Source organism: Liquorilactobacillus capillatus DSM 19910 (assembly GCF_001434915.1).
In the GTDB taxonomy this organism is placed as follows: Bacteria; Bacillota; Bacilli; order Lactobacillales; family Lactobacillaceae; genus Liquorilactobacillus; species Liquorilactobacillus capillatus.
The window spans coordinates 37,452-55,688 of the sequence record NZ_AZEF01000006.1 but is presented as its reverse complement, the minus strand read 5'-3'; the positions used below and the strand labels follow the sequence as shown (position 1 = coordinate 55,688).

General features: G+C 35.7%; 15 protein-coding genes and 1 tRNA gene. 3 read left to right on the top strand and 13 right to left on the bottom strand.

Going from position 1 to position 18,237, the window contains the following annotated elements; genetic code table 11:
- Positions 1-85 precede the first annotated feature (85 nt).
- From FC81_RS00930 to FC81_RS00920, 3 genes are all read left to right on the top strand, one after another.
- Positions 86-514 (top strand): HIT family protein, encoded by a 429-nt coding sequence (locus tag FC81_RS00930; protein WP_057742084.1) that lies wholly within the window; start codon positions 86-88, stop codon positions 512-514.
- 7 nt (positions 515-521) lie between these two features.
- Positions 522-821: a hypothetical protein gene (locus tag FC81_RS00925; RefSeq protein ID WP_057742081.1), complete on the top strand. Its 300-nt coding sequence runs from the start codon at positions 522-524 to the stop codon at positions 819-821.
- 177 nt (positions 822-998) lie between these two features.
- A complete protein-coding gene (locus FC81_RS00920) occupies positions 999-1,877 on the top strand; it encodes a peptidylprolyl isomerase PrsA (RefSeq protein WP_057742078.1) in 879 nt (292 codons plus the stop codon).
- A gap of 161 nt (positions 1,878-2,038) precedes the next feature.
- Here the strand turns inward: FC81_RS00920 and FC81_RS00915 are convergent, their stop codons facing one another.
- From FC81_RS00915 to FC81_RS00855, 13 genes are all read right to left on the bottom strand, one after another.
- Positions 2,039-3,019 carry a 3'-5' exoribonuclease YhaM family protein gene (locus tag FC81_RS00915; protein ID WP_057742075.1) on the bottom strand — a complete coding sequence of 327 codons (981 nt, stop codon included), beginning with the start codon at positions 3,017-3,019 and terminating at the stop codon, positions 2,039-2,041.
- A 22-nt stretch (positions 3,020-3,041) separates the two neighbouring features.
- Positions 3,042-5,627: an ATP-binding protein gene (locus FC81_RS00910; RefSeq protein ID WP_057742072.1), complete on the bottom strand. Its 2,586-nt coding sequence runs from the start codon at positions 5,625-5,627 to the stop codon at positions 3,042-3,044.
- A 3-nt stretch (positions 5,628-5,630) separates the two neighbouring features.
- Positions 5,631-6,833, bottom strand: coding sequence for a metallophosphoesterase family protein (locus FC81_RS00905; RefSeq protein WP_057742069.1), 1,203 nt, complete (start codon positions 6,831-6,833; stop codon positions 5,631-5,633).
- 193 nt (positions 6,834-7,026) lie between these two features.
- Positions 7,027-7,365 carry a YlbF family regulator gene (locus FC81_RS00900; protein ID WP_057742067.1) on the bottom strand — a complete coding sequence of 113 codons (339 nt, stop codon included), beginning with the start codon at positions 7,363-7,365 and terminating at the stop codon, positions 7,027-7,029.
- Positions 7,366-7,441: 76 nt separating this feature from the next.
- Positions 7,442-9,571: a PBP1A family penicillin-binding protein gene (locus FC81_RS00895; RefSeq protein WP_057742064.1), complete on the bottom strand. Its 2,130-nt coding sequence runs from the start codon at positions 9,569-9,571 to the stop codon at positions 7,442-7,444.
- Positions 9,572-9,669: 98 nt separating this feature from the next.
- Positions 9,670-10,140: an arginine repressor gene (locus tag FC81_RS00890; protein ID WP_057742062.1), complete on the bottom strand. Its 471-nt coding sequence runs from the start codon at positions 10,138-10,140 to the stop codon at positions 9,670-9,672.
- A 65-nt stretch (positions 10,141-10,205) separates the two neighbouring features.
- Positions 10,206-10,916 carry a Crp/Fnr family transcriptional regulator gene (locus tag FC81_RS00885; RefSeq protein ID WP_057742059.1) on the bottom strand — a complete coding sequence of 237 codons (711 nt, stop codon included), beginning with the start codon at positions 10,914-10,916 and terminating at the stop codon, positions 10,206-10,208.
- 476 nt (positions 10,917-11,392) lie between these two features.
- On the bottom strand, positions 11,393-13,093 hold the full coding sequence (gene argS, locus FC81_RS00880) for an arginine--tRNA ligase (protein ID WP_057742056.1): 1,701 nt from the start codon (positions 13,091-13,093) through the stop codon (positions 11,393-11,395).
- Positions 13,094-13,386: 293 nt separating this feature from the next.
- Positions 13,387-13,457, bottom strand: a tRNA-Gly gene (locus FC81_RS00875).
- 49 nt (positions 13,458-13,506) lie between these two features.
- Entirely contained in the window at positions 13,507-13,713 is a 207-nt protein-coding gene (locus FC81_RS00870; RefSeq protein WP_057742054.1) for a hypothetical protein, read from the bottom strand.
- A 96-nt stretch (positions 13,714-13,809) separates the two neighbouring features.
- The gene (locus FC81_RS00865) at positions 13,810-15,198 is read right to left on the bottom strand and encodes an MATE family efflux transporter (protein ID WP_057742051.1); all 1,389 of its coding nucleotides are present in this window, start codon (positions 15,196-15,198) and stop codon (positions 13,810-13,812) included.
- Between the two features lie 222 nt (positions 15,199-15,420).
- Entirely contained in the window at positions 15,421-16,329 is a 909-nt protein-coding gene (locus FC81_RS00860) for a LysR family transcriptional regulator (RefSeq protein ID WP_057742049.1), read from the bottom strand.
- 202 nt (positions 16,330-16,531) lie between these two features.
- Complete coding sequence (locus tag FC81_RS00855; protein ID WP_057742046.1) at positions 16,532-18,127, bottom strand: putative polysaccharide biosynthesis protein; 1,596 nt, start codon at positions 18,125-18,127, stop codon at positions 16,532-16,534.
- Positions 18,128-18,237: the final 110 nt, after the last annotated feature.

Here is an 18,237-nt window from a genome sequence, read left to right as displayed (position 1 = left end):
TTTAATCCACTAGTTTAAAAGGAAGCCTCAGCAGCCTGAGATAGTGTATACTTACTGTGAAGATGTTTGAAAGAAGGTCATAAGTATGGAAAATTGTATTTTTTGTAAAATTATTACTGGTGAAATCCCCAGCACTACAGTCTACGAAGATGAATGTGTTAAAGCTTTCCTAGATATTTCACAGACTACGCCGGGACACACTCTGGTTATCCCTAAAAAACACGTTGCTGATCTTTTTGAATATGACACAAGTTTAGCTGCAGATGTTTTTACACGTATCCCTAAAATTGCACGAGCTATAAAAGCTAGCGATGACTCAATCGTGGGAATGAATGTCGTTAATAATAATGGCGCTGTCGCATATCAATCTGTTTTTCACTCCCATTTCCATCTCATTCCACGTTATTCTAAAAGGGATGATTTCAAAATGGTCTTTGCAGATAATTCAAATAAATACAGTCAGGAACAATTAACTGAAATTGCTGCTCAAATAAAAGAACAACTTAAGGAGTGACAGTGTCTTGAAAACAAGTACAAAAGTAAAGCTACTCGGCTTAGTTATCAGTACTGGTGTTGCAGCATACTATTCACGGCATCAACTGCTGTATAAACTGCAACAAACAAAGGAACGTTCAACTGAGCTAAAGGACAATCTTACAGCAGTTATTGAAAAAACCGAGGATGTTTCTGCTAATCTAAAACGCCTCATGCACGATGTTGACAAGTACTCCCCTATTTTAGATGAACTAGCAGATGAGATTTCTGAATTTCAATTTCTAATCAAGCCTCATCTCGATAAGTTAGAGAAAGAACATTCATAGCCAAGCTGTTAGAGCGCTTATTTTTATTTGAGATTGGATAAAAGCTGAAGTTTCGTTAAACTTTTTCATTTTATCCAATCTTTTATTGCGTTTGTGTTATAGTTATTAACGTTAGTTTGTATACTTTTTTTCTATAGGTATACGAAGAAAAATTATGAATAGGATGTGTTTTAGATAATGAAAAAATGGGTTCTTGGTATTGCAGGAGTACTTATGACAATGAGTCTCGCAGCATGTTCAAAAACTGTTGCGACAACTTCGGGTGGTAAGATTACTGAAAGTGAGTATTATAATAGTATGAAAAAAACCTCATCTGGTAAACAAATTCTACAGCAGATGATTTTAGATAAAGTTCTTGAAAAACAGTATGGTGATAAAGTTTCTGATAAGAAGGTTACTAAACAGTTCGATGATTATAAAGATCAGTATGGTTCATCATTTAGTTCTGTTCTTTCACAAAATGGTATGACGAAATCTAGTTTAAAAAAACAAATTCGTTCAAGTTTGCTATTACGTGAAGCCGTTAAAGCAAACACTAAAATCACTAATAAACAACTTGAAAAGCAATGGAAATCATATGAGCCTAAAACGACTGTTGCTCACATTCTCGTAGCTAAAAAGGCTACTGCTCAAGAAATTATTAAAAAATTACAAAGCGGTGGAGATTTCACTAAGCTTGCTAAACAGTATTCAACAGATACTGCATCTAAATCCAAGGGCGGTCAGCTCTCAGCTTTCGACAATACAGATACTTCTTTAGATTCAACTTTCAAAAAAGCTGCTTTTGCATTGAAACAAGGTGAGTATACAAAAGAACCTGTTAAAACAAGTTATGGTTACCATGTTATCAAATCCGTTAAAAAACCTGCTAAAGGCAAGATGTCTGATCATACTGCTGAATTGAAAACACAAATCATTGATAATAAGATGAATAATTCTTCTTCACTTCAGAGTATTGTTTCTAAAGTCTTGAAGAAAGGCAACGTTTCAATCAAGGATAAAGACTTGAAAGATGTTCTCTCTAATTACCTTTCAACATCAAGTTCAAGTAATTAAAAATAGATAATTTAAAAGGCTAGGTCAAAATGAAATACTTCATTTTGACCTAGCCTTTTAAGTTTGTAATAATTTCGTGGTTTATACTTTCCTATTTCTCCTAGTAAGTGTTAGCTATGCTTACTTACTAAAAAGACGAGACCACGTGCCCCCTGTTCATCTTAATCTTTTATTATTTCATCAGATTGGACCTTTTCTTGTGGGCGATAAAAATTACGCCCATCCATACCAAAAATACGTTCTGAGAAATTTCCTGGCTCTGTGTGTGCTAATGTTCCGCGGAGCATTTGTATTGAAGCATCAAGCTCATCAATTTGATGTAAAACTTCTGCTTCAAGCAAGTGTGGTCGAACTGGAGAACCATATTCTAATAAACCATGATGTGCAAGAATCATATGCCGCAATAAAATCATATCTTCACTAGCCAGATCAATCTTTAACTGCTGACAAGCCTTAACAATCTCCTCGTCAACTAAAACAATGTGACCAATCAAATTACCTTCAAGTGTATACTTCGTCGCGATTGGACCTGAAAGTTCAATCGTTTTCCCAAGATCATGAAGAATTGCACCAGCATATAGTAAAGGTGCGTTAATTATATCCGCATACTGTTTAGCAATCGTATGTGCTAAACGCAACATTGATAATGTGTGGAAAGCCAGCCCACCATCAAAAGCATGATGGTTTTTTTTAGCAGCTGGGAAACTAAAAAACTGATCATGATATTTATGCAATAAGAACCTTACGACTCGGTTCCAACTTGGATTTGTGATCTCAAAAAGTGCTTGATTAAACTCCTTCTCCATATCATCTTTTGAAAGAGGTGCTTTTTTAACAAAGTCTTCTGGCTTCAGTCCTTCTTCTGCAGAAACCAGTCGGATATGATAAATTTTTATTTGTGGATTATTCTGATAGACCTCTCTTTTCCCTTTTAAGAGAATAATTTTACCTGGTTTAAAGTTGGCTATATCTTCTTCTGACGCATCCCAAAACTTAGCACTGATTTCTCCTGAACTATCAGAAAAATTAAACGCAATAAACTTCTTACCATTTTTAGCCAGTCTCACATCAGCTGATTTAATGAGAACGAACAATTCCATGTTTTCATCAATAATATAATCATAGATCTTTTTTTCCTTCATTCCTACTCCTGCCTCTCCATTCCTAACCGATCATTAAAATTTCTTCTTCACTAACCTTATCATAAATTGTCTCAATATCGATTGTAAAACATAAAACTTGTGTTTCTTTACTAATTTTCCGCAGTAAAGCTATCATAGCTTCTTTTCGATATTTATCAAAGTTCACCAGGGCATCGTCTATCATCAACGGTAAGCGATATTTCTTATTTAACTTAACAATAAAAGCAAAGCGTAGCGCTATATACAGTTGTTCAGTAGTCGCTCGTGATAGTTCACCCACTTCATAAGCAACTTGTTCTCTGTTAATCAGCTTAAGACGCCCTTTTGAAAGTATTATTTTTTCGAAATGCTTTCCAGTTAAATATGAAAAGTATTGTTGTGCCAGTTGAATTACATCCGGTAAACTACTTTGAGTGGATAATTCTAAAATACGCTTAAGCCATTGTTTTGCCGCGTTAAATGCAACCCAATCTTCAGCTTGTTCGATAATCTCCGTTTGAAGATTAGTTAATTCCTGCTCTAAAAGCGGTAGTTGATCATACTGTCCTAGTTGTTCTAACCGTACCCGCTGTTCAGTTACAGTGGTAATGATCTTTCTTAGCTGTTCTTGAAGAGTTATTTGTTTCTGCTCTTGTTGCTGGCACTTAAGTTCTAAATCAGTCTGATTGGGTATAGCTTCTAAAATTGCTAACATTGATTTATCCAATTGACCTTCTAAACTAGTAAATTTAATTTTATCACTTAGCTGCTCCTGCTGCATTGCATACCTTTTTTTAAAGATGGTTATATCTCGACAGCCTGTCAATGCTATCGTCTTTTTTATTTGCTCAGTTATCTGGGTAACTTGAGCAAGTCTCTTTCTCTTTTCTTGCTCATAGTAATCTATCAAATGTGCGTGTTCCCGCTGTTTACGAGCTAAAGGTGCTACCTTCCTCCGAAATGCTTGCACTTGTTCTATTCGTTGTAAAGTATCAGCTGAAAGTTTCAATTCTTCTTCACCAAAAATCGTTTGATGCATAATCATAGCCAGTTGCTTTTTAGTTTCTTGTAAATCATTTTTATTTGATCTGATCTTAGCTGTTAACTCTAACCACTGACGTAATTCAGCTTGTTCAGTTCGCAGACTTGTTAGCGGCAACTTACTACCAGCAACTGTTAACATTGAAGTTATTTCCGCGGTATTAATATTATCTGCTCTTGGAATTTCTTTCTTACGCTCTGGTGTTTTATGCACTAACTGTATATACAACAACAGCCCCGTTATCATTAGCCCCGCTGCCATTATAAGTTTTAAGCTCCCGTTTGACAACAACATTAATCCTAGCAAGAAAATTATTGCTAAGCCTCCTTCTAGAAAAAATGCAGGCCCTTCTCGCGGTATCGTTACTGCTTTATCTGTAGTCTTTCTTCGTGTCAGTGGTTGAGCACCTATATTTTCTCGCTTTTCAGCAGATTTATCTTGTTCTAAAAGTAAAAGTAAACGTTGCATATTCAATTTAGAAAAAGCCTGCAAAGTTTCTGCGTGCCAATTCATCTTCTCAGCCAGCTGATCTTGCTCTTGCTGTAAATAATCAAGTTGCTGTTTAAGTTGGCTAAACCGCTGAATAGTTCCATTCGCGGTATTAAGAAGTTGAAAAAGGTTCTCAAATTCTTCCTCATGCAGATTATAATATTTTAAGTCAGCCGACTCAAACCGTTGTTTTTCCTCAATAAGCGTCTCAATCTTAGCTTCTGCTAATTGCAGCATCTTTTTCTCGGTATTTAGAGTTAATTCCTCTTCCTCAACTTCACGATAATTCGCTGCTGTTATTTCAACAGCATCCGACTGCTCGGTTCTTTTATTATTAAGTTCTTGATATTGAACATATGTTGGCCAAAGACTTTTAGCCTTTTGTAGCTGGACAGTTTTGGTGTTACAATCCGCAATCTGAGCTTCAAGTTCCTCCTTTTCCTTTAGTTTTTGAAAGATTTCCCGACTAATTTCACTAAAGATACTTGTTTTAGTTCTAATTTCATTAATCACTTGCTTCTTTTGCTTATATTGCTTTAATAATTTATTTAAAAGTGGCACTCGTCCACTAGGTTTATACAGTTCATCTGCTTTTTTTTGAATTATTGCTTGTATTTCAAAAATCTTTTGACTTCCACTAGTTCCAACACTTAAAAGACTCTTTTCAAGCTCCTCTGGTTGTAATAACCCAATTAAATGTAATGAATCCTGATCAAAACAATAAATTTCATTATAAATTTTAAGTGTTACTGGTCCAAGCCATTTTTCGAGAAAACTTGCCGGCCACTGTTTCCCTGTTTTGACTTCTGTTAATGTGACCTTCCCTCCGTGACTACCCTTAACTCGTTCGATAACAAATTGACCATCATCATTCTCAATTGTAAGGGCTCCACCATATTTTGAACCATCTTTAGGATAATATTGCTCAACCGGTGTCCGTTTTGTAGCAAATCCAAATAAAATACTTGTTATAAAAGTACGTAAGGTTGTTTTTCCCGCTTCATTATCACCATAAATAAATTTTAGATTCTGCTGTAAATCAAAGGACACGTTACTCCACTTACCAAAGCCATAAATTTTAACAGCTATGATTTTCATTAGCTAATCTCCATCCATTTCTGTTTCTAGATAAGCTTTTGACTTATTCTTAATGTTTTCTATTGTTGCAGACTGTAAAAAGTGCTTCTCAATAAATTGGTACTGTACCAGATTATCTGCCAGTTGATAGAGATTGTTTGCTTGAAAGACTAGACTATCAGCCCTTTTCTCTGTTTCCATATCCCAAATATTATTTTGTTGAACCTTAAGATTTTTCAAAATAATTTCGTATAAAAATAAATTTTTATTACTTTGAAAACCATTTTGCAGCTGTTGTAAAAACATCCCGTTGATAATTCTTTCCTTCAACCCTGCTTCAATTGTAAAAGATACCTTTAAAACGACCCTTATAATTAATGCACGTGCAAAGGTCTTTTGCTCTTCTACTGCCATTAATTCAGCTACAACTTTATTTTGTAATGTTGTAAAAGTATCTTCTTTAGTAATTTTTAAATGTATTTCAGACCATTGTATCGTATTTACCGGACAAAAATGCGGAGTAAGCTTCCCTTCTTTTTCTTCAACAAGATAATATCCCTTAACCCCAGACTCCTTAATATTTTTACCTTGAATATTACCAGGATAAATAATAGGTGGTTCTTTACTCAAGACTTCTCTTTTATGAATATGCCCTAATGCCCAATAATCATAGTTTTTACTCTTTAACTCTGAAATTGAAAAAGGAGCATACCTAACTTTTTCGTATTCATTACTACATTCACCATGAATCATTCCAATATGCCACTTTTCAAAATCCTTGTGTGGAAAAGACTCGGTTTGGTTTTTAACCCATTGCCGACCATAACTAAAACTAGTTATACTGACAGATTGGCTCTCAACAAAAAAACTTTTTGTGGTTACCTGATTTGGAAAAACATAAACATTATCTGGATAAACAAACGTCCCTTCATCTAGATTTAAATAATCATGATTCCCCAAACAAATGTAAACAGGTACCCCTGCTTCTTGCAGTTTTGTAAATTCTTTTTGCAAGAAAAGCTGTGCTGCAACTCCTGGGTGCGGATTGTCATAGACATCACCTGCAATAAGCACAAAGTCAACTGTCTGCTTAATTGCTTCATCTACGATTTCAGTAAAAGCTGTCATCGAAGCAGTGTATAATTGCTTAAAAAAAGTATTCGGAATATTTTTTAAGCCCTCAAAGGGACTATCTAAATGCAAATCTGCCGTATGAATGAACTTCACTACTATTGCCCTCTCTCAATATAATTTGTACTGTCTTCTACCTTATCATCGAACACAAAAAGCACGAATTATATCATCAAAAATAATTCGTGCTTTTTAAGCAAAATTTGGAATTATAACGTCAGATAGCGGTCCAAGCCCAGTGCACATTATTCAATTCTGCACGTTATTATATGCTTTTATTTTGCCCTATCTAGTCTTGATATAATTCATTCACTGGTTTAAACATTATCTTATTAATTTCATCCATAACTTGTGCAAGCTGGCGTTCTTTCTCCATCAATGTCATAATAACTTTCTTCTTTTCAATCTTCTCACCTAAACTCTTGATTTGGTCAACATCACTGTCAGCTAGTTCACCTTTCATTTGTTTAGTCTGAAAGTCCATCTGAGCTTTTTGAAACTTTTTAAACTCTTGGTATGAAGCCTCATCAGCTTTCACTGCTGCAAAAGCCTCTTTCAGTTCCTTATATTCCTCAGTTTTACGTATATTTTGTTCTAATTCATTAGCAGAATCATAAATATTAATCATTGATTTTTCCCCATTTCATATTTCATTATTAGCTCTACCCTGATTGTAACATTATATTTTACTCTACCATAGTTAATTATCGGCCAAACCAACGCTCAACTTTTTGTTTGCCGGCATCGAATAAATTGGTTGCTTTCTTTTTGATATTTGACGTTGACTTGGAAACGTCGTCCCCAATATTCTGACTAGCATCCTTTAGATTATCCCAGACATTACTATTCTTCTTTTCAGCGGCTGCTACTCTACTTGAAGCACTTTTGACCCCAAACGATGTTTGTTTTGTTGCTGGGATAATAGCCTCCATCTCATTTTTAAATAAACCGGAACCACCTCGTGCTCCCTCTTCAGCCAATGAATGCTTAGTTGAATCGAAACCGACCCAGGTTGCAACTACAACATCTGGAGTATACCCCACATACCAGTGATCTTTATCACTAGTCGTTGTTCCATCTGCACTTTGCGTACTTCCTGTTTTACCTGCAATCGTATAACCGCTCGGCTTTGCATCAACCCCAGTTCCAATATTATAAACATCCATCATCATGCTAGTCATTTCTTTGGCATTTTTTGAACTAATAATTCGTTTAGATGAAGGATCCGTATTGTCGACGATTACCCTTCCCGAGGCATCTACAATTTTAGTAATAAAATGAGCATTTGTTTTAACACCCTTGTTAGCAAAGGCCGTATACGCACTCGCCATTTCGTAAGGAGATTCACCCTTAGTTAATCCACCTAACCCTAAACTTAAATTATTATCGTTTTTTGACACTTCCAAACCGAACTTCTTAACCATTTCATAGCCTGCTTGAACACCAATTTTGTTCAACAGCCATACAGCCGCTGCATTTTTACTCTCAGCTAGGGCTTTATACATTGAAATCTTGCCTGCATAAACGTTATTCCAATTATGTGGAGTATACTTATTTGTGCCATAGCTCTTAAACCTATCTTGTAAAAGTGAATCATAATGATACCCTGCCTCAAGTGCGGGGGCATACACAGCAATCGGCTTTATCGTTGATCCAGGCGATCTAACCAATTGAGTTCCACGGTTATAACCTCTAAAAACATGCGAACCTGAGCGCCCACCAACTACAGCTGCTACCCCACCAGTTTGTGGATTCATTGCAACTGACGCCCCCTGAGCCTTTGTCCCATCTTCTGCGTCATATGGAAATAAGCTCGTATCTGCAAAACTCTCTTGCAGACTGGTCTGATAATTTTGATTAAGCGATGTATAAATTTTATAACCGCGATTCATCACCTGTGACTCTGTTAGACCATACCTGCTTATTGCTTCATTGATTACAGCATCAAAGTAATAAGGATACTTGTATCCTGATTCATAATGATATTCATCATTTACAACCATTGTTTGCTGTTTATAAGCCTCAGCTTGTGCTGTGGAGAGCTTATTATTGTCAGCCATCAGATCAATAACGACATTACGACGTAATTTAGCATTTCGCGGATGATCAAGCGGGTTAAAGACACTCGGGTTAGTCAGCATTCCAGCCAAAGTTGCAGCTTGTGCTACACTTAGTTGTCGAGCACTAACACCAAAATATTTTTGGGCGGCATCTTCCACACCCCAGACACCATTACCGAAATATGCATTATTAAGATACATCGTTAGTATTTCTTTTTTAGAATATTCATTTTCTACCTGCATCGAAATAAAGATTTCCTTTGCCTTACGTGAGAAGGTCTGTTCCTGTGACAAGAAGGCATTCTTTACAAGCTGTTGTGTTAGTGTACTCCCACCACCGCTAATATAATCCCGACCTAATAGTTTATTCTTAATGTAAAGTACACCGGCACGCCCCATGCCCTTAACGGAAAAGCCGTATTCATGATAGAAATTACGATCTTCTGTCGAAAGAACTGCATTTTGTATATTTGGTGAAATATCATCCAACGATTTCCAAGTTCCCTTTTGCGAATATAAATATCCAGCCTTTTGACCTTGATGATCATAAATTTCAGTTGATTGCTCTAATTCCGCTTTTAGGTCACCGACTTTAGCCGTTTTAGCAACAAAAATAAGGTATATACTAACACATAAAAAAATACTCAAAACAACAACTGTTAACCAGCGCCAAAGATGATACCGCCATATTTTTCGCTTTAGCCAGTTTTTTAATTTCTTTAGAAAACTTCCAATTTTTCTCTTAATAAGATCAATCCACGAATCATACTTCATAATTTATGTTTAACCTCTTTGTAGATAATTTACTACATTTTAGCATATCGTCTTAAATATCAAATTAAAAAAAATAAGTTTAACATATAATTAAGAGATCAATCAGTAGTAATCGTTTTATCAATATATTTCTTGAATAAAGCACTAATATTTTTAGCATCTTCGCTTGACTTACTGATAATTAAAATTGTATCGTATCCTGCCATCGTCCCAGCTACTTCTTTAAGTTTCAAATTATCAATAATGGCCGTCAACACGTTGGCATTGCGTGGTAAAGTATGAATTATATTTATAAACTCGACTTGGGTTATATCTGTTACCATTTCATGAATGTTTTCGAAGAGCTTTTCTTCTTCAGACTGGTGATCCCCCTTAAAGACAACATAGTGGACACGACCATTTGTATCCTGCTCCTTAATAATCCTCATTTCCCGAATATCACGGGAAATAGTTGCTTGCGTAGCTCTGATACCCATACTTGCTAAAGCCTGCATCAATTCGTCCTGAGTTGCAATCTCATTTTGTGTAATTAGCTGTTCAATCTTAGCTTGCCTTTGTTCTTTTTTCATAATATTCCCTTCTTCAGCACCGTTTTAGGGTTATTATAGCAAAACTTGTCGCTTTAAACGAATTATTACTGTATATGTCTATATTTTTCAAGAAATTTTGGTCTTAAGATCCAGACATGACGTGACAATGTTATTAAGGCTCTCTGCTCTAATATAGCTAGTGTCGTGTTGACGGTCTTAGAAGTTGTTCCCACCAGATACCCCAACATTTCTCGCGTAATCCAGTGATCCTTGACCTTAAGTCCTTCTGGACACGTTTCACCGAATTTTTCACCTATAAATAATAGCTCTGCTACTACTCGTTCCCGCATTTGCGGGGCAGATAGATCGATTGCATGATTAGTTCGTTCTTCGATCAGTTCATCTTTCATTTGAATGTGTAATTCATGAATTCTTATATTTCTTTTGGTCAGACTTTTTATTTTATCAAATGGCATAATTAATACCTCAACACGTGAACAGGTATTAACCTCGAATAAAATACTATTCTTATTATTACCCGCAAACATAATAATTGGGAAAAAATCATTTTTCCCTAATAAAAAACAACGAATATTTTTTCCTTTCTCATTACTGATTTTTACACTAACAATACCATGGACTATCAAATAAACTTTAGAGAAGTCCCCAGGCCGATAACCCATATTATCTCTATGTTCAAACTCTCTGTAAGTACAAAAAGCTAAAAGTTCATTAATTGAATGCTCATCCAGCAAAGTGCCCACTCTCAACTGTGCGAGTTTTTCACTTATCAAAGCTTGTTGTCGTCTTATCATTCACTCATTCTCCATAATTCATATTAATTTATTAAAATGAATAAAAATAAATTTTATTATATTGATATTTTACACTACAATTATAGTTAAGAAACCGTTTTCGATAATAATTTAGTTAATTTTAATAAAAATTCTTTTGTTTTAAAAGTGTTTTCATTTTATACTAATCTAAACTACGCAACTTACCTAATAAGTAACTCTGCCGCTCAGTAACCGGAGTACAATAAATTCAACTCATCCTTTTAACTTCATTGTCTTTCCCAGATCCTAGGTCAACCAAAAAAGTGCACCGCTGTTGGGACTTCCTACTTTACTTAGTCACAAATTTTTGTCACTGCTTAATCTAAACAAAATTTATAACTTATTAAAGTGGTTCTCAAGTCCAGCTGTACACTTTTCATTTTAATTATTCACTTACTATTTACATTAAAATAACAGATTTTTCTATCAAAAATATCCGTCATATATTATAAAGATTACATTTCAACCGGAGCTTGAACCCCCAGTAAACGCAAAGATTCTTTTAAAACAACCGCAACACTTTTTACAAGTGCTACTCTAGCAATTAATTGATCATCACTCGTCAAGACCTTGGTATGAGCATAATACTTATTAAATGATTTAGCTAAGTGCAATGAATATTTAGCAACTACTGATGGTTCATATTCCGTCACCGCACGCTTGATGATTGCAGAAAATGAGCCTAACAAACGTAAAACTTCCCAGGCATCTTCATCATTTAGCTGATAGGCCGCCGACTTGGTCTCATTTAAATCCTGTTTAGCAGCCTTACGCAGTATGCTCATTGCACGTGCATGCGCATACTGGACATATGGTCCCGTTTCACCCTCAAAACGAACAACTTCTTCTAAATCAAAATCAAAATTATTCATTCGTTCATTCTTAAGATCATGGAAAATAACAGCACCTACACCCACTTGCTTAGCTACTAACTCCTTATCAGCAAGTTGTGGGTTCTTCTCTTCAATCTGCTTTTTAGCTAGTGCAACGGCATCATCTAAAACTTCATCTAGCAAGATCACCCGGCCAGCACGTGTGGAAAGTTTCTTTCCTCCTTGGGTAATTAAACCGAATGGAATATGATGAATATCATCTGACCAATCTTCCCCTAATTCTTTCAAAACAGCTTTGAGTTGTTTGAAATGATTGGTTTGCTCATTTCCAACTACATAAAGTGATTGACTAAAATCATATGTTCTTTTCCGATAAATCGCCGCTGCTAAATCACGCGTAATATATAACGTCGCACCATCAGTCTTCTTAATTAAGGCTGGGTTTAAATTGTATTTGCTTAAATCAACAATCTGAGCGCCACGACTCTCTTGGAGTAATCCTTTTTTCTCAAGCAATGTAACCACTTCGTCCATTTTATCGTTATAAAAAGCTTCGCCATTGAATGAATCAAATTCAACTCCAAGCTTATTGTAAATACGCATAAATGATTTTAATGACTCAGAACGGAACCATTTCCATAAAGTAATAGCTTCTGCATCTCCATCTTCAAGACGTTTAAACCATGCACGAGCTTCATCATCTAGTTCTGGGTGTGCAACATCTTCTTTATGGAAACGAACATAATATTCAAGCAATTTATTAATTGGATCTGCTTTAACTTCTTCTTCACTTCCCCATAACTTATACGCCTCAATCAGTTTTCCAAATTGAGTTCCCCAGTCACCCAAATGATTTATTTTTACAGGCTGATAATTAGTTTTAGCTAAGATCTTAGCGATTGAATTCCCAATCACTGTTGAACGCAGATGTCCCATTGAAATTGGCTTAGCAATATTCGGTGAGGACATATCAATTGGAACTTTTCCTTGCTGTCCTAGATCCTGGTTACCATAAGCTGCTCTCTCAGCAAGAATTTGGTGTAAAATAGTGTCGCTATAACTTCTTTTATCTAAAAAGAAGTTAACATACGGTCCCACTGCTTGAACTTCTTCAAACTCTTTAATGCTTATTTTAGCCGCAATCTCCTGCGCAATTACTTGTGGTGCTTTTCTCAGAATCTTAGCTAAAGGAAATGTTGGGAAAGCAAAATCTCCTAATGCTAGGCTTTTAGGCTTTTCAATCGTCTGGATAATTGTTTCCTTTTTTAATTGTCCTTCTAACGCATTATCTAACGCTGTTGCAATGAGTTCCTTATAATTCATGAAATTTCCTCCTTGATTTTAACGACAAAAAAACCCCTACACTAAATAAAATGTAAGAGACGAGATAATTCCCGCGGTACCACTCTAATTGATCAGCGATCCACTCAATTATTTAATTAATCAGTTCTTTTAAGGAAACGCGCTTCAGTTATATCCGTTACCTAGCTCACATCAACCTAGGCTTGCTTTAAACATCGACAGCTTACTATTTTTCCTTTTTAATCACTAAATACTCTTGTTAAGATAAAATAAAAGCGTCCCGCATTATAGGACGCTACCTATCTCTAAAACAAAGCGGGTGACGAGAATCGAACTCGCGACATCAGCTTGGGAAGCTGGAATTTTACCACTAAACTACACCCGCACAACACAGAGTAGTATATCACAAAACTACAAATGTGTCAGCTTCATTTTTAAGAAATCTTTTTCATACTTTTTAAACGGACGATCGCTCTTTTATGAAAATCACTAACTGCTAGCTCATCAGAATCATCATGTTCAATGATTGAAACCATTGCAGAATTCTCGTAGACTTTCTCAATCTGTCCAACAAAATCATGGTTTAAAGCACCGAACTTTTTACACTTGACTTTTTCACCAATTCCGAACTTTGTTTCCATTAATTCACCTTCATTTCTTATGTCCTAAGCATAATAGCAAATATAAAAAAATGATGCAACTTTTTAGTTTAGAAAAATACACTGTGGTAAAATCCTCTACTGTCTCAATTCAATCTGTTGTGCTGCAACAGTTTCATCAAGTTGGATATCTCCTTGTTTTTGTTTTAACATCTTCATTGCTTTCAGATAAGAAATAATCAAAACAAGACAGGAACCTAACCATGCTAATGGATTTGCAAAACATGTTCCTACATAACCCACAGAGGTTGCTAAAAGTAATGCCGCTATACAGCGCATTAAAAGTTCCACAATTCCAGCAAGAGTTGGAATAACACTTTCACCTAATCCTTGCAGGGTGTACCGTAAAATAAATAGTGTTGCAAGCATCAGATAAAAAGACCCATTAACATTGAAATAGATTTGCGATAGATTTAGGACTTTCTCTTCTGACTTACCCACAAATAAAACAACTAAGTTTCTACCAAAAAGAATGATCAACAAACCGGCAACGATACTAAAAGTACCTGAAACCAACAAACTTTGCTTTACTCCCTTCAGTATACGATCATACTTATGGGCACCGAAATTTTGTGCTGTAAAAGTTGCCATCGCTATCCCAAAGGACATCATTGGTTGAATTGCTACTTGATCAATTTTACTTGCAGCAGTTGTTGCAGCAACTGCTGTCGTCCCCAAACCATTTAACGCTGCTTGAATCATGATTGAACCGATTGCGATAATGGATGTTTGAAAAGCCATTGGCAAACCTACGTATAAGTGGCGCCGTAATTCTTGAGCCGTTATTTTTTTAAAATCACTTCTTCTCACTTGTAAAAGCGGCATCTTCTTAATAATATACAATATACAAAGTACTACTGAGAAGATTTGTGCTATCACCGTTGCAAAGCCTGCCCCTTCGACACCCATATGAAAAACAAGGATAAAAATCAATTCCAGGATAACATTAAAAACCGCCGCAACGATCAAAAAATAAAGTGGTGTTCGACTATCACCAAGAGCACGGATAATATTCGCTAATAAGTTAAAAGCCATTGAAGCAAAGATCCCAGCAAATATGATCGAAATAAATAGTTGTGCATCTTGTTTGATTGCTGCTGGTGTTTGCATTAAATTCAAAATATCATTGATAAAAAATAAACTCAAAAAGGTTAAAATTAAAGTTGCCCCTATACAGATAACAATACTTGCCGCAAAACTCACTCTGACCTTGCGATAATCATGCGCCCCAAAATATTGTGCTGTCATAATTGACAAACCAGCCGTAAGTCCTTGCGCAAAACCAATAATTAGAAACTGGATACTTCCGGTTGCGCCAACTGCTGCAAGTTCATTAACTCCAAGAGTCTGTCCCACAATTAAAGTGTCCGAGATACTATACAACTGTTGAAACAAATTTCCTACTAACAGCGGCATAGTAAACATTAAAATAAGTTTCACCGGACTACCTTTAGTTAATTCTTTCACCTTTTACCTCCTTGTTGACTCCAACATATCTTCTACAAAACAAATATCATAAACACAAATTCTTGAAAATTACAATTTCACATGATAGCACAATTACCTACTAAACGATAGCAAATATAGTTAGTTTTCCTGATTGAAAAGAAAATGTAATATAGTCTACAAATACTATCAAAACTAAATTTTCCACTCTTAAATTAGCGATATCTTTTTATTTATATTTTCTTAGTATTCTTTTGCAAAAGTCAGACTTTCCGCACCGTAACGTTCAAGCAAGTATTTTTGAATAACTTTAACAAAAGCCTGCGTTGAGGGAGTCTGCTGTGCTTCTGAATGTGAAACAAGACAAATCGTCCGGTAAAACCTTTCTTTAAAGGGATATTGTTTAACATTCCCTGATAGTTTCTGTAAGGCCAGTTCTGGTAAGATTCCTAGCCCTAATCCACTCTCAACCATTGCAATAATTGAGGCATCATCAATACTATAGTGAATTGAATTAACTGAAACATTGTATGCGTCAAGGGCACGCTTTGTATCCCGATCATAGTCAATTTGCTGTAGGATAAAGCTTTTGGACTTAATATCGTTGCGCGTAACTATTTTTTCCTCCTGCGGTTTAAAGCTTTCTGGCGCTATACAATAAATCGGATCACGATGCAGTGGCAGAACTTCAAGTTTTTCTTTAATTGGAAGTGCACTAAAACCAATATCTAACGTCCCTACACGGACTTGTTCAGCTACCTCATTAAAGTTTCCCTGTGTAACTGACAATTCGATCTTGGGGTATCTTTTTTTGAAATGACGAATAATATCTGGTAACCAATTGATACATACGCTACTGAACGCACCGATTCGAATTCGTCCCTCATTAAGCCCGTTAATCCGTGCGGCCTCTTCGGTAAGCTTGATTTGTGCATTCAAGATACCTTGAATAATTGGTAAAATTTTTTGACCATCTGGCGTTAAGCGCACTCCAGTCCTACTTCGGATAAATAATGCAAAACCAAGATCCTTTTCTAAGCCCGCAATTGAATGACTAATCGCTGAAGGCGTTACATTAAGCTGGGTAGCTGCCGCAAAAAAAGTTTTTTGCTTGGCGACCTCACTAAATACTTCATATGCAAATGTTGACATCGTAAACCCTCCTCTATCAATGAGTTGCTTTCACTTTAATATTATTATTAATGAATTATTTTTATTATAAGGATAAAGGTACACGTAATTATTCCAAAAAACAAGCTTTTAAAAAACCTGGGGACCACAACGGAGATAACTTAAAGAGACCACGGCAAAATAGTTTTGCGGTAGTCTCTTTCAAAAAATCAACAACTGGTTGTTAAGGTTTCTTTTTTAAAATAAAAGTCTTGTTTAAAACACACTGTGATATCTGGGTTTGATCAAGTACCAGAAGATACGTAAAGCCAAATAAAATTGTAAAAATACCTGCGTATAGAAAAGCAGTTATTTTTGTGTGCGGCAGATATATCAAACTTAGTAAATACTGCACTACCAATGTCCCTGCACACAATAATAAATTAGCAATGATAATTCTAGCTGAGTTCTGCAATTGTCCTGGTAAAAGACTATCTGCACTTATTTTTTTAAAGGCAAGTAAACTGGCTGCTAGGAAAGCCACAAAAGTACTGATAATGGCTCCGAATGCTCCCCATAAAGAAACACAGGGAATCTGCAATACAAGTTTCAAAATCAATCCTACAATCAAGTAACGGACAGCTGCTCGATGTTTACGCATTGCCTGAATAATCGTAAAAAAATCGGTAAAAAGTGCCAGACTAATACTTGAAACCAAAGCTGCTGCCAACAGCTTAGCTCCATAACTATCAAACTGAAAAAAGATTCCATTTACTTCCCATGACAATGCCACTAGCAGAGTAACTGTCGGAGCAAGTACTAACAACATTAAATCAATATTTTGACCGATAACTTCACTAATCTTGTGTTTGTCTTTCCGGTCATAATACCTTGCGAGTAGTGGCAACGTCGTTTCTGAGATAGCAATTGTCAGTGAGACGACCACCGTTGTTATCTTATTAGGATTAGCAGCAAAATATGTATACATTAATTCAGCCTGTTGCACTGTTGCACCGAGAATCGTAGTCACAACACTCTTAAATGTAATCTGATCAAAGAACTGTGCGATTGTGATCCCTGCGCCTACAAAAACAAACGGTAATGCATCTGCGATGATGCTTTGAAATAATTTACGAATATTTTGCTTTTCGAGCGGAGCACTTTCCTGATAGAGCAACCGATACTCCGGTAATTTAGACCGACTATAATTTAATAAATAGAGATAACTTGCAATTGTTCCAACAAGAGTTGCAAGTGTACTGTAATTAACGGCCTCTGTGTAATCTCCGTGAAAAACCTTCAGCACGATAAAAGTTGCACCAAGTATAAAGAGTACCCGTACAAACTGCTCCCACAACTGTGAGACTCCAAAGGGTTTCATATCTTGATTACCTTGAAAAAAGCCTCGAATGAAACTCATTGGCGGTAAAATAACCATTGTGGGTACTAGATAATAAATAGCTGTTGTCGCAGCATCTTTAGAAACAACCGAACTATGGGCAGCAATCAGTGGTGCGGTAAGATATAACAGTAGTCCACATATTGCCCCGGTTAATACCATAAAAAGAAAACCGTATTTAAAAACATGCAAACTATTCCGAAATTTATTTTGTGAGTTATAAGAAGCAACTTGTCGTGCAATCGCAGTTGGGAAACCCGCTGTCCCTAAAGCTAGAAACAATGAATAAGGTGTATAAGCAGAGTTAAAGACTGCCTGTGCTTGATTTTGATCTTTACCAAACATCATAAGCCATGGAATAAGATAAATAATTCCTAAAACCCGTGAGAAAATACTGCCGAATGACATCCAAAAAGCACCAGAGATTAATTTATTTTTCATTTAACATAACTCCTATTTACAAATCAAGCTTTATTTTAACATTTTGAACCGTTCTTTCTAGTAAAATGTTAAAAATTTTGCAAATATTTTGTAAAAAAATTAATTCTGCC

Excerpts from the sequence above, each read along its gene's own strand:
- FC81_RS00930 (WP_057742084.1), top strand. The coding sequence starts at position 86 with ATGGAAAATTGTATTTTTTGTAAAATTATTACTGGTGAAATCCCCAGC.
- FC81_RS00920 (WP_057742078.1), top strand. The coding sequence starts at position 999 with ATGAAAAAATGGGTTCTTGGTATTGCAGGAGTACTTATGACAATGAGT.
- FC81_RS00915 (WP_057742075.1), bottom strand. The coding sequence starts at position 3,019 with ATGAAGGAAAAAAAGATCTATGATTATATTATTGATGAAAACATGGAA.
- FC81_RS00910 (WP_057742072.1), bottom strand. The coding sequence starts at position 5,627 with ATGAAAATCATAGCTGTTAAAATTTATGGCTTTGGTAAGTGGAGTAAC.
- FC81_RS00900 (WP_057742067.1), bottom strand. The coding sequence starts at position 7,365 with ATGATTAATATTTATGATTCTGCTAATGAATTAGAACAAAATATACGT.
- FC81_RS00895 (WP_057742064.1), bottom strand. The coding sequence starts at position 9,571 with ATGAAGTATGATTCGTGGATTGATCTTATTAAGAGAAAAATTGGAAGT.
- FC81_RS00890 (WP_057742062.1), bottom strand. The coding sequence starts at position 10,140 with ATGAAAAAAGAACAAAGGCAAGCTAAGATTGAACAGCTAATTACACAA.
- FC81_RS00885 (WP_057742059.1), bottom strand. The coding sequence starts at position 10,916 with ATGATAAGACGACAACAAGCTTTGATAAGTGAAAAACTCGCACAGTTG.
- argS (WP_057742056.1), bottom strand. The coding sequence starts at position 13,093 with ATGAATTATAAGGAACTCATTGCAACAGCGTTAGATAATGCGTTAGAA.
- FC81_RS00870 (WP_057742054.1), bottom strand. The coding sequence starts at position 13,713 with ATGGAAACAAAGTTCGGAATTGGTGAAAAAGTCAAGTGTAAAAAGTTC.
- FC81_RS00860 (WP_057742049.1), bottom strand. The coding sequence starts at position 16,329 with ATGTCAACATTTGCATATGAAGTATTTAGTGAGGTCGCCAAGCAAAAA.
- FC81_RS00855 (WP_057742046.1), bottom strand. The coding sequence starts at position 18,127 with ATGAAAAATAAATTAATCTCTGGTGCTTTTTGGATGTCATTCGGCAGT.